Consider the following 11917-nt stretch of genomic DNA (forward strand, 5'->3'; position numbering starts at 1 on the left):
TACCTGCACTCAGCTGATATCAAGCCTCAAACAACGGCTCACAAGGCTGCATCGCTTCATTAGCCGGCCCAAAACTCAATGTTGTCGCTCCCTCACCAGCTACCTGAAGCCGTTTGGTTTCCGTAATCCCCTTGACATCGAACTCCAGGCCTCCCAAGCGGTCTGTAAACAAAAAATAGTAGCGCAACTGCTTACTGTCAGCCAGATTCAACCATAACGTATAAGGGCTATCGTCGCCCCCATGATTATCCGCTTGGAAACCAAGCGGTACAGCGCAAGTATTGATCATCGAACGAACCTGCATAAGACGATCGACTCGCTTCTCTTGAGCACGGTGCATATAACGATAGAAGCAAGCTCGCTGAAAGCGCTGAACCGGGGTGTCACCACCAGGACAGGTATACACTGGATTATTATTGGTCGCCTCAGACAACCCCCATTGATAAAACCAGTACTGCGACATCACCAGCTGCGCCTCATAACTGGGCTGATTGGTCACCACCGTATATTGCGGGCTCTCGTAAAAAACCATTTCCCCTTTATGTATTTCGATCACGGCGGAGTCGCCTTTTGCATCCGACAACGCGACATGCAATTCAGCGCCCGAAGACTCGTCCCCTGGGACAGATTCACTCACCAGATGAATCTGGTGTCGTTTGAAATACGCAAGTGCACTATCTACAGTGGCAAAGCTATCAAGAATGAATTGCCCCCAGCGCAAAACGCTCAGCGCATGGAAGTCGCCACTGGAAGGAACCGTACCATAATCACAGTCAGCGTCGTACAGAACATTAACAACCAACCCCGCTTCATTGATACCATCATCCGTACCAAACACCCCCTCTTCTCCCACTTGGGTGGTCACCGACGCATAGCGTGCTTGCCAAGTCAAAATATGCGCTTCACCGATCTCTAGCTCACGGGCTTGCTCAGACCTGAGCCCCATACAGTATCGATTGGCGGGCTGGCAGTAGATATACGCAGGGAGCATAAACTCCCAATCCATGCATCGACCGACGGTCACATGGGACACATCGATATTATTTAAAATCCGGGTACACATAGACGACTTCCTTTTCCACACCTGAGGCTGAATAGACAGCGCCTGGTTCACGTTAACGGGTGCCAAATCAAACACCCAGCACTTCACCAACCCATTCATTAAAAGGGCAAAACACTGCTCGAGAAAATCGAGGCACGCCTCAAAACAGCCTTATCAAGAGAGTCAGCAGAAAGCCTATTTCTTCAGATTCGAAAAGGGCTTTGTACGAAGACCATCTGCGCTCGACAATACGGCTTTGAAAACCGGCAGGAGCGCCAGCCCGGTCCGTTCTTTACCGATTTTTGCCTTAGCTAGGCGCCCGGGTCTAGCCTTTGCCCCCCATCTGCCGCATTGGTCGAATATCCCGCCCACCCCCATCACCCGGCGCTATGCTCTAGGGTCAACGCTATCGAACCTGAGGCTTCGGAGGCCGCGTATGACCGATTACGCCCCGCGCACCGAGCTTTCCACCCACCGGGTCGAGAATCAGCCTTGCGCGCCCGCCGCAGACGATCTCTGGGCCAGCGATACCGCCCTGCGCGAGGCCGTCGCCTACGCGGCCCCGGCCTGGGTCGGCGAGCGCCTGGCACGCCTGGGGCAGCGTCTGGGTCAGCCCGACATCGCCGAGTGGGCCGACCAGGCCAACCGCTATCCGCCCACGCTGCGCGCCTTCGACCGTTACGGCCAACGCCTCGACGAGGTCGACTACCACCCCGCCTACCATGCATTGATGACACTGGCGATCGAGGGTGGCTGGCACGCCGTGGCCTGGGAGCGCGAGCACGACGGCGGCCATCAGGCCCACGTCGCCGGGCTCTATCTGCTGACCCAGGCCGAACCCGGCTTCTGCTGCCCACTCACCATGACCCATGCGGCGATGCCGGTACTGCGCCACCTCGAAGCCGACACGGGCTGGCAGCAGCGCCTGCGCGGCTGCCACTATGACCCACGCGCGCTGCCGGCGTGGCACAAGTCGACCAACACCTTCGGCATGGCGATGACCGAGAAACAGGGCGGCAGCGACGTGCGCCGCAACACCACCCGCGCCGAGCCGGTCGAGGCCCCGGGCAGCGGCGCCTGGTACCGGCTGAGTGGGCACAAGTGGTTCTGCAGTGCGCCGATGTCGGACGCCTTTCTCACTCTGGCGCAGACCGACGAGGGTCTCTCCTGTTTTCTCGCCCCGCGCTTCACGCCGGACGGCGAACGTAACGCCATCGAGCTCCAGCGGCTGAAGGAGAAGTGCGGCAACCGCGCCAACGCCTCCGCCGAGATCGAGTACCGCGGCGCCTGGGCAAAACTGGTGGGAGAACCGGGACGCGGCGTTGCCGCGATTCTGGAGATGGTGCAGCAGACCCGGCTGGATGCCGCCACCGCTCCGGCCGGCATGATGCGCCAGGCGCTGCGAGCCGCCCACACGCATGCCAGCGGACGCGCGGCCTTCGGTGCCCGCCTGGTAGAACAGCCGCTGATGCAGCGCGTGCTCGCCGACCTGGCACTGGAGACCGAAGCCAGCCTGTGGCTAGCCATGCGCGGCGCCCGGGCCATGGACCGCGCCACCACCGACGCCCACGAAGCGGCGCTGGCGCGGCTGCTGCCGGCACTGGCCAAGTTCTGGCACAACAAGCGCGGCCCCGGCTTCATGGCAGAGGCGATGGAGTGCCTGGGCGGAATCGGCTATGTGGAGGAGTCACCGCTGGCACGCCTCTACCGTGAGGCGCCGGTCAACTCGATCTGGGAGGGTTCGGGCAACGTGATCTGTCTCGATGTGCTGCGCATCCTCGCGCGTCACCCGGAGAGCATCGCGGCGCTGCGCCAGGAACTGGCACCGGCACGCGGCGGGCATCCGGCGCTGGATAGCGCCCTGAAAGAGCTCGATACCCTGCTCGCCGCCCCCGCCGAGACGCAAGCGGCGCAGGCCCGCTGGCTGACCCAGCGCATGGCCCAGGCGCTGCAGTCCGCACTGCTGCTGCGCCAGGCGCCAACCGCCGTGGCGGAGACCTTCTGTGCCACGCGCCTGGCCGCGGCCACCCCGCAGTACGGGGTATTGCCCACCGGCGCCCCGGTGGCCGATATCCTGGCGCGGCTGGGGTGAATGCCGTGGCCAACGCCGAAGTACGTGGCAACGGCCACCGCTCAGCCCAGCGCGACCCTCGCCGCCAACCCTAGCAGCACCACCCCCGTAAGACGGTTGATCCACACCGCACGGCGCTGCAGCCAGGGCAGAACCCGCGAGTGGGAGAGCAGCAGCGCCACCAGCACATACCAGCCGCCATCCACCAGAGTCGCCGTGGCCACGATCAGCCAGCGCCCAGCGGCGCTCATGTCGGCACTCACGAACTGGCTCAACAGCGCGACGAAGAACACGATCAGCTTGGGGTTGCCCAGCGCCACCAGCAGGCCATCACGCATGGCAAGCCGGCGGCCGCTGGCGACCTGCGCCACCCGCAGCCCCTCGCCACCCCCGGCACGTAGCGCCTGCACGCCGAGCCAGGCCAGATAGAGCGCGCCGCCCAGTGTCACCAGCCGGAACAGCCAGGGTTGATGCGCGATCACCGTGGCCAAGCCGAGCACGGTAAGCCCGGCATAGAGCCCCACCCCCAGCGCATGGGTAAGCGCCGCCACCACACCAGGCGTGCGGCCGCCGCTGACGGTGTGACGCATCACCATGGCCAGGCTCGGGCCCGGCGACATCGCCCCCAGGGCGCAGATCAGCAAAAGCGACAACCAGAGTTCCGGGGACACGCTGATACTCCTTGTACGACTCGGTTTGACGGGCAGTCGGCGCGACGACCAGGTCGGCCAGTCGGGCCTGGAAAAGTGCCGACGTTACCCTCCACGGGGGCATAGGGCCAGCGCGACGGCGTCACAGGGTCTCTATCGTCACGCATCCCAGTACGCCATCCACTGCCAAGAGCCATTCACCAAGCGCTATCCAACACCCAGCGCTATCGCCAGGACACTTTTCTCCGTCTACGCTGTCACAGGTCCAGACACCAGGGAGGTGGACCATGAGCTTATTCAAGCGTGAAGACTCACAGACGCGAGCCGAACGTATCCGCGACGACATTCATGATATTGGCGATCAGAGCCGGGCGCTGGGACGCGACCTGCGCGACGAGACCGCGGACGCCATCGAGGAAGCCCGCCTGCGCAGTGAAGAGCAGTATGCCCGCGCGGCCGCCGAAGCCCGCCGGCGCCAGCGCCGCTTAGGCCGCTCGACCCGCCGCTCTCTCGATGAGTGCGACCGCTACGTGCGTGACAACCCGTGGCGCGCCATCGGCGCCGCAGCCGCCGCTGGCGCGGTGATCGGTCTGCTGCTCGGCCGCCGCTGACCGTCACTCGATCGCGACGACCGATTTCGACAACCATAGCTTCAATGATTAACCACGATTAAACTTTCCAATCGAAGCTGTGGAATATTGAGAACGATAGTCGTTTAATCGTGGTACACCCGCTTTCAGGAGACCCGAGATGAGCGCTGACAAGTGGCAGACGATCGACGTGAAACACATCGACAGATCCGCCAGATCCCTGCATGCCTGTTCGCTAGACCCGTCGATCCGCTGTCTCGCGGAACTGCGCGCGTCTCAGATCAACGGCTGCCTGACCTGCACCCACTTCCGCCAGGAGCAGGCCGAGGCGCTGGGCATCGCCCCCAGCAAGCTCTCAGCGCTCGACGCCTGGTCCGAATCCGACGAGTTCGACGAGCGTGAAAAGGCCGCGCTGGCCTGGTGTGAATCCTTCACCCGCTTCCGCCCGGCCGACCCGGCCACGCGCAAGCTGGCACTCACCGCGTTCTCGGCGCGTGAACTGGCCGATCTGACCATGGCGATCGAGATGACCAGCGCGCTGAGCCGCGCCTCGCGCCGCGCCGCGATCTGATCGCGTCGTCCGATCTCTCCAGGGCTCATCCTCGAAGCCCCGCCCCGGCGGGGCTTTCGTCGTTGTTGGCCAGATAGCTAGGCGGGCGAACAACAAGGCGGGCAAGAACCGATCCGGATAAAAGCGAGAGCTCGCCACCGTGGCGGTGACCATAGCGTGAGCTCACTCCACCCGTTCGATCTCATCATGCAGGTGGCCCACGATGCTTCCCTCGGCCTCGAGCGCAGCGGCATCGAGCAGATGCACCCAGCCGCGCAGGCGGCGTAGCACCCCCTCCTGACGAAAGGCGGTCAAGGTTCGGCTGACATGTACCGGAGAGAGCCCCAGCGCATCGGCGAGCTGCTGCTGTGACAGCGGCACGCGGAAGCACTCCCCTATCGAGTCATCGTTACGCTTGGTGCGCGAATAGAGTTCGAACAGCAGATAGGCCACCCGCTGACGTGCGCTGCGCCGCGACAAGTGCACCAGCCGCTCGCTCAATAGCGCCTGCTGGTAGGAAGAGACGGCAAAGCACAATGAGGTCAGACGCGTGGAGTCACGGAAGATCTCGATCAGCCGCCGGTGTGGTGTCAGGCGAATCTCGCCATCCTCCAGCATCGCCACGCTCGACAGCCGCTGCTTGAAGGGGAACTCGCGCAACCCGATCACGTCGCCCGGCATGAACACCTCGAGGATATGGCGGGTGCCATCCTCCAGATCACGAAAAGAGTATGCCCAGCCCCGGCTCAGTGTGCCGAACTCCCGGGCGGCATCGCCTTCACGCCAGAACACGTGCCCCTTGGGCATCGCCAGCGCCGGACCTTCCAGTCCATCGAGCAGGCGGCACTCGCTCTCGGACAATCTACCATAATGTTTGAAATGCTGAGATAGACAGCCTTCCTGCTGACCCATGCTTCCCTGCCTTCTTAAAATTTTTCAGGCATGACAGCATGTTAGGAAGACGAGTTATATAACACCGGTTAGATCGGCGAGCGAAATGGCGTCTAAGGGATCAGGCTCAACAACCCCCTGCCGATAAACAACCGAGGCCCTCTTCATCGACGACAGGACGTTACCCCATGCAAGAGCGTGCAGATTTCGACTACGAAGCGTTGTGGCAAACCGCGCGCCAAGGCGCCCTATCCAAGCATGGCGTCGCCCGCTCGGAAGCGGACACGCAGAACCCGGCTTACCAGGAAGCCCTGCGCGAAGCCTTCGGCTTCTTCCTGCTCACCTGTTATGCGGCCTCGATTCGCGAATCCCGCGCCACGCTCTGGTGTACTCTAGAGGGCCTGGATGCTGCGCGCCTGGTGGCGATGGAGAAGCTCAAGCTGCATCCTCACAATGCCCGCTCGATGGTCGAGCAGGATCTGATCTGGGCGCTGCAGTCGGAACTACGCGAGTTCACCCTCCCGGAGGGCGCTCTGAACGCCTGCCGCCAGACCCTGAACGACGCTGGCCTGAGCGAGTGCCTGGCCGATGCGCCCAACGCCTGACCGACGCCGAATGGGCTAGCTACCAGCCGCTTAGGGGCGGCAATGAAGAAATCCAGAACACTGCCGATACAACGATGAGGTCGCTAACAAAAATTAGCGATCCTTCTCATGGCTGTGACAAGGAACAAGTCGTGCGCTTGACGAAACACGAACTGGCCAGGCTTCCCGAACGCAAACGCAGCCGGCGTCAACCGGGGAGCCTGGCAAGCCTGGCCGCAGAAGCGGGCATGCCACTGGGTACTCTCAAGAGTCGGGTCAAGACTCTAGTCGACCGGGGGTACGATCGCGACAAGGCGATCAAGCTGGCGCTGGAGACGCCGATCGGACCCCAGGGTAGGCCCCGCAACCCCTGAGCGACCCACTACCAAGAGAGAGGCGGCAAGCAGTGCCGCGGATGGCGCCGAGCAGTCGAGGTTCGTTTGCATACGCTGGCGCCACCGCGGGTTCGAACAAGAAAGCTGGGCGCTTTCTAGCCCCATGGCTAATTATATTTAACAATCAACGGCTAGTTACAATTTTCCCGTGCTGCGGCGTGACAAACCGGCGTAGACTGCTTTGGTGAATCGAACCCCAGACGGCGCAAGTGGGCCGCTCTGCGTTCGATTCATGACAGATACAGACGACCATGAACGGAAGTGCGCAGGTAAGCGCACTCGAAGCAGTTCATAACGCCATACCGCCCGCGGCCGCTCTCCTCAACGATGAAGACCAGCGCACCGCGGGCTTTTATTGTCCGCACTCTCGTAGTCCCATCCGGCACCACCACGATGTCCCTGGCTCAGGCTGAGTCAGCATGCTTGCCCGCACGCCCCTCTGACCTATCGACTGGACACAAAAACAATCAATATTAGTAGCGACTAAATAGTGCATAACGCACAATCTTGCCGCATGATTCAACGATCAAAGCTGTGCGGCGATCGGCCATGCCGAACCGCCCAGACCCTGTTCATGGTCGCTTCTCTGAGCGATCTTTTTGCCCGACGCCAAGGCGTCGGGCTTTTTTTGCGCGTCTGCTCCCAACTCTGCACAGCCCCCCGCCCCCCTGGTCCAGAGACAACAACGCCCCGACGGCATGGCCGTCAGGGCGCTCTGACTTCAGGATGGCGATCAACGCGCGGCGTGGCGCGATGTCATCGCCAGCAGCACGATGGCCAGCACACAGGCGCCGATCAGCAGAGCGAAGCCGCCATCCCAGCCGTAGGCATCCACGGTGTAGCCCACCAGCGCACTGGCGGCGACCGAGCCACCCAGATAGCCGAACAGGCCGGTGAACCCCGCTGCGGTGCCGGCCGCCTTCTTGGGCACCAGTTCGAGCGCATGCAGACCGATCAGCATCACCGGGCCATAGATCAGAAAACCGATGGCGATCAGGCTGAACATGTCGAGCATGGCGTGCCCCGGCGGCGTCAGCCAGTAGAGCGCAGTGAACAGCGTCACCAGCACCATGAAGGTGATCCCGGTTGCCGCGCGATTGCCCTTGAACAACCGATCGGAAAGCCAGCCGCACAGCAGCGTGCCGGGAATGCCCGCCCACTCGTAGAGGAAGTAGGCCCAGGAGGATTTATCGACGGTGAAGTCCTTCACCTCCTGCAGATAGGTCGGCGCCCAGTCGAGCACGCCGTAGCGCAGTAGATAGACGAAGACGTTGGCCAGCGCGATGTACCACAGCAGCCGGTTCTTGAGCACGTGCTCGACGAATATCTCGCGGGTAGAGAACTCCTTCTCGTGGGAGTCGTCGTAGCCCTCCGGGTAGTCGTTCTTGTACGCCTCGATCGGCGGCAGTCCGCAGGTCTGGGGCGTGTCGCGCATGGTCAGGAAGGCGAACACCGCCACGCCCACCGCCACCGCGGCGGGCACGTAGAATGCCGAATGCCAGTCGTTGTACCAGGCCATGCCCAGAATGAAGAGCGGCCCGATCAGCCCACCGCCGACGTTATGGGCGATGTTCCAGGTCGAGACGATGCGCCCGCGCTCCTTCTGCGACCACCAGTGCACCATGGTACGGCCACAGGGCGGCCAGCCCATGCCCTGCACCCAACCATTGAGGAACAGCAGCACGAACATGATCGCCACGCTGGAAGTGGCCCAGTCGGTAAAGCCGAACAGGAACATGATCAGCGCCGAGAGCAGCAGCCCGGTCGGCAGGAAGATACGCGGGTTGGAGCGGTCGGAGACCGCGCCCATCAGAAACTTCGAGATACCGTAGGCCACCGAGACCCCGGCCAGCGCCACACCCAGGTCACCACGCGAGTAGCCCTGCTCCACCAGATGCGGAATCGCCAGGGTGAAGTTCTTGCGCACCAGATAGTAGCCCGCGTAGCCGAAGAAGATCCCGGCGAAGATCTGCCAGCGCAGCCGCCGATAGACCGGATCGATACGCGCCTCGGGCAGCCGCGCCGCCGCGCCACCCGCCTTGAAGATGCCTAGCATGATTACCTCGTGAACACGGAATGAGTGCCGATACCCCACCGGCCGACTCGCCGACAGGCAGGCGAGCACGATGTTCACTTTCGAAAGCGAACGGACGCGCAAACTGTCATATTTCTGTCATATAAGCTGCTAGGCTTTAGTCTAATGGCGCCCGTAACGCCAGCCGGAAGGCACGAAAAGTCTGGCTTGCAGGGTTATGTTGGGTGCGAGTGGGAGGCGTGACGTTGATGTCGCCGACGGGCATGCACGTGGGATGATCTGAGAACACACTCTCGCTCGATGTGCAGAAATGAACATCCGGCAGCGCGGGGAAGGCGCCCAAAGTCGTCCTCACGCTAACAAAGTCAGCGATGATCAAATCCGGCGTAGGCTTGCGTTTTCTAATGACGGATTTTGAATTCTAGTTTAAGAACGTCAGTGGCTGCCTGTACCTGAGAAAACAGATACTTATGCAGCCCTGAAGCCTTCAACACCCGTCTCTAGGCGTCAACGCCGTCGCCACATAGTTGACATATTACGGGTGCGTAAGAAAAACTTCAGCTTTTTGACTCTGTCCACTTTCATCCTTCCAGGTGATAACTGCATCATAATTAAAAGCTGACTTCATGGAAAAAGAAGCCATCAAGTTAACAGAATCATGCTTCACCATTTTTGGATAAGGCATTTTTGAATCAAAATCGCTTTTAATCAAAAAATCCTCCCCGCCAGGAAACTGTATATCTACATCAAAAGCATCCCCCTCGCCAACATTGTATACTTTAAGGCGATCAGAATTTTTGCCAAGGTTGACAAATTTTGCTCTTATATCTGCCATTTTCTTTTTCTTGGCAGACTCTCTCTCGCTCTCCAAATAAAGAGCGCTGAGCTCTTCTTGTTTCTTAATCAACCCTTCCTGCTTCCTATTAAACCTCACGGTCTTCCATGTTGCGTAGATGGAAACCAATAGTGCAAGAAGCGCCATTACGTCACTACTATCGACACTTATGCTCATCTCCATTTCCTAAAGATGTCTTTCATTGACTTTTCGAGATCCTTTTTGACATCATCCAGAAGTTCGTCTTTACGATTATCCAGCTCTTCCGAATTACTATCTATCAACTCCTCCTTAGTGTATTCCTTACCGCACTCGGCGCAAACTATTTCTTCATCGCTCTCATGCGAAAACTGATCACCACCACAAACATCACATTTAAGATTAATCCTACCCATGTATTTATCTTTCATGAACTCACTCTCCTTTTTTAGACATCTTGCCTCTCACGATATTTATCACCTGCTGGGCATCATCCGTATACTCTGGGATTTTATCTTTTTTACTGCCGGCTATAGGGGAGAATATAAGTTCATTAAAACTTTTCATGGCATCTTCTGAGTTCCCACCATTCTTACCCCCGTAAAACTTTACGTAATCCTCTATAAAAGCTATAATTGCAATTTTATTGTCGATCTGATTCATCTTTTCCTGCTCGTCCTGCTTCTCCCTTAACTCAAGCTTTAGAAAATAAAGCATAATTGCAATAAAGGCTGCAGGCGCAATCAATGTCGGCATGTCGTCTATTGTAATATCTTGATGCAGCTTGTCATATGCAAAATACCCGGCAAGAGATATTATAAAAGTTCTCAAGCCCCAAGATATTGAGCCAAGTATACGCAACCTTGTTGCCACTTTGCCCCTCAATTGTTCAAAGCCCTTTGTCAGGCTAACAAAATTCTCAGTTTTTCTCCCTTCATCGACTCTTTTTTCAAATTTAGAAACAGAGCTCTCGAAACTTTCCAGCCTATTTTCGACGTTAGAAAACCTTCTTTCTAAAGCTTTATCGACGGCCTCCCAGATTGTTTTCCTAGAGACTATATTATCAAAGTCAACCGAGTATTGACGAATGTACCTACCCCAAAGCATACTGACCTTATGATCTTTTGGCAGCCCACTTATCAAGCCTTTAAAATATGCCTCACCTTGATGCAAGGTATTACGCTCAGCGCCTGATGCAAACCTCACACACTCTTTACACAAGGCATATATATAAAAGGCAATAACAAGCACGGACTCAGCATCTTGTTCCTCCTTGTACTTGGAAAAACACGACTCCAGATCTTTTTCAAAAGACTTCCAGTCGTCTTCACCAGAAAGTATCTTCTCTATTTCCGGCAGAATTAGTTTTATTTGAGATACAGTTTCTGTGAACTTTGTAACCCCCTTCTCGCCAAAAAAATATTCTCTGTCTGCCAGCCTTTCAAGCTCACAATCATTTTGCAGAGTCGTCAAATATTTATCAACATTTTGATACTTTGACAAAAACTCAATTAATTCGTTGATAACCATAGTCTTCTTTTCTCAACTGTTTTACCTGCTCCGCCTATCGCGCGGTGCCTGCCTCCCGGAGTCAGCACCTGGGCTGCATGCCTCGGTATCCGTAACTATCTTCCTCACAGCCCAACGCATTCTCTCGCTCATCGCTTGCGCCTCTTGGAACTCTTAAAAAAGCGCTTTCTTATTTTTGCTTCGATAATAATCCAAGAGAACGAAAGCACAAGCCCCCCCCCCACGAATAGAAAGAAATCCCCATACAGGTTGTGCGTCAGCTCTTCAGGCATGAGCGCCCCCCTCTGCTGGTTTCCACAGATTTATTCAACTACATAAATTGTCGTCTGTAGATCCTTGAGAAGTTGAGCATCTACGTGCTCTATCTCCCTTACCCACCCCTCACACGTTCCCTGATCCCCGGTACCAGCTCTTAGCTACTCTCCGCGCGACTCGGTACCCGTTCCGGTCGGCTTGAGCCGATCTCTTGTTTTCTCTAGCTCAGGCGTGGTCTGCACGATTTCCTCACTCATGTCTGCACCTGCCAGCCAAGCCGCGTAATGAGGAAACCGCTTTAGCACCGCCAATAGGTTTTCCTTCGAACAGCTCCCACCGTTCTCGATTCTCTCGAGTGACCGCGCATTGATACCAGCAGCCTCCGCAAACTCCTTCCTGCTCAGCCCCTCAGCTTCTCGGATTCCCCGAATTTTTTCGCCAATGTCTGTTGACACTATACGCAACCCTGCGTAGATTCAGCCCCACAGGCTACGCAACCTTGCGTAACCC

At 58.1% G+C, this 11917-nt stretch carries 13 protein-coding genes; 5 read left to right on the plus strand and 8 right to left on the minus strand.

Annotated features, from left to right (window positions below; translation table 11 throughout):
• Window positions 1–19 precede the first annotated feature (19 nt).
• Complete coding sequence (locus ABV408_RS13590) at window positions 20–1063, minus strand: linear amide C-N hydrolase (protein WP_353979461.1); 1044 nt, start codon at window positions 1061–1063, stop codon at window positions 20–22.
• A gap of 415 nt (window positions 1064–1478) precedes the next feature.
• Between ABV408_RS13590 and ABV408_RS13595 the strand changes: the two genes are divergently transcribed.
• A complete protein-coding gene (locus ABV408_RS13595) occupies window positions 1479–3134 on the plus strand; it encodes an acyl-CoA dehydrogenase family protein (protein WP_353979462.1) in 1656 nt (551 codons plus the stop codon).
• Between the two features lie 41 nt (window positions 3135–3175).
• Here the strand turns inward: ABV408_RS13595 and ABV408_RS13600 are convergent, their stop codons facing one another.
• Window positions 3176–3784 carry a LysE family translocator gene (locus ABV408_RS13600; protein WP_353979463.1) on the minus strand — a complete coding sequence of 203 codons (609 nt, stop codon included), beginning with the start codon at window positions 3782–3784 and terminating at the stop codon, window positions 3176–3178.
• Between the two features lie 266 nt (window positions 3785–4050).
• On the opposite strand from ABV408_RS13600, the gene ABV408_RS13605 reads away from it, so the two are divergent.
• Complete coding sequence (locus tag ABV408_RS13605; protein WP_353979464.1) at window positions 4051–4374, plus strand: glycine zipper domain-containing protein; 324 nt, start codon at window positions 4051–4053, stop codon at window positions 4372–4374.
• Between the two features lie 139 nt (window positions 4375–4513).
• Window positions 4514–4924 (plus strand): carboxymuconolactone decarboxylase family protein, encoded by a 411-nt coding sequence (locus ABV408_RS13610; protein WP_353979465.1) that lies wholly within the window; start codon window positions 4514–4516, stop codon window positions 4922–4924.
• A gap of 162 nt (window positions 4925–5086) precedes the next feature.
• On the opposite strand, the gene ABV408_RS13615 is transcribed toward ABV408_RS13610, so the two are convergent.
• The gene (locus ABV408_RS13615) at window positions 5087–5764 is read right to left on the minus strand and encodes a Crp/Fnr family transcriptional regulator (RefSeq protein WP_353979466.1); all 678 of its coding nucleotides are present in this window, start codon (window positions 5762–5764) and stop codon (window positions 5087–5089) included.
• A gap of 218 nt (window positions 5765–5982) precedes the next feature.
• On the opposite strand from ABV408_RS13615, the gene ABV408_RS13620 reads away from it, so the two are divergent.
• Window positions 5983–6399, plus strand: a complete 417-nt coding sequence (locus ABV408_RS13620; protein WP_353979467.1) for a hypothetical protein — start codon at window positions 5983–5985, stop codon at window positions 6397–6399.
• Window positions 6400–6530: 131 nt separating this feature from the next.
• A complete protein-coding gene (locus ABV408_RS13625; protein WP_353979468.1) occupies window positions 6531–6752 on the plus strand; it encodes a hypothetical protein in 222 nt (73 codons plus the stop codon).
• Window positions 6753–7506: 754 nt separating this feature from the next.
• On the opposite strand, the gene glpT is transcribed toward ABV408_RS13625, so the two are convergent.
• The 5 genes from glpT to ABV408_RS13650 all read right to left on the minus strand — a co-directional run bounded on the left by glpT (window position 7507) and on the right by ABV408_RS13650 (window position 11862).
• Complete coding sequence (gene glpT / locus ABV408_RS13630; RefSeq protein WP_353979469.1) at window positions 7507–8829, minus strand: glycerol-3-phosphate transporter; 1323 nt, start codon at window positions 8827–8829, stop codon at window positions 7507–7509.
• A 514-nt stretch (window positions 8830–9343) separates the two neighbouring features.
• Entirely contained in the window at window positions 9344–9820 is a 477-nt protein-coding gene (locus ABV408_RS13635) for a hypothetical protein (RefSeq protein WP_353979470.1), read from the minus strand.
• Window positions 9817–10053: a hypothetical protein gene (locus ABV408_RS13640; protein WP_353979471.1), complete on the minus strand. Its 237-nt coding sequence runs from the start codon at window positions 10051–10053 to the stop codon at window positions 9817–9819. The genes ABV408_RS13635 and ABV408_RS13640 overlap by 4 nt, the downstream gene beginning before the upstream one ends.
• A gap of 4 nt (window positions 10054–10057) precedes the next feature.
• Window positions 10058–11152: a hypothetical protein gene (locus ABV408_RS13645; protein WP_353979472.1), complete on the minus strand. Its 1095-nt coding sequence runs from the start codon at window positions 11150–11152 to the stop codon at window positions 10058–10060.
• Between the two features lie 416 nt (window positions 11153–11568).
• Window positions 11569–11862, minus strand: coding sequence for a helix-turn-helix transcriptional regulator (locus ABV408_RS13650; RefSeq protein WP_353979473.1), 294 nt, complete (start codon window positions 11860–11862; stop codon window positions 11569–11571).
• Window positions 11863–11917: the final 55 nt, after the last annotated feature.

This window comes from Salinicola endophyticus, from assembly GCF_040536835.1.
Taxonomy (GTDB): domain Bacteria; phylum Pseudomonadota; class Gammaproteobacteria; order Pseudomonadales; family Halomonadaceae; genus Salinicola; species Salinicola endophyticus_A.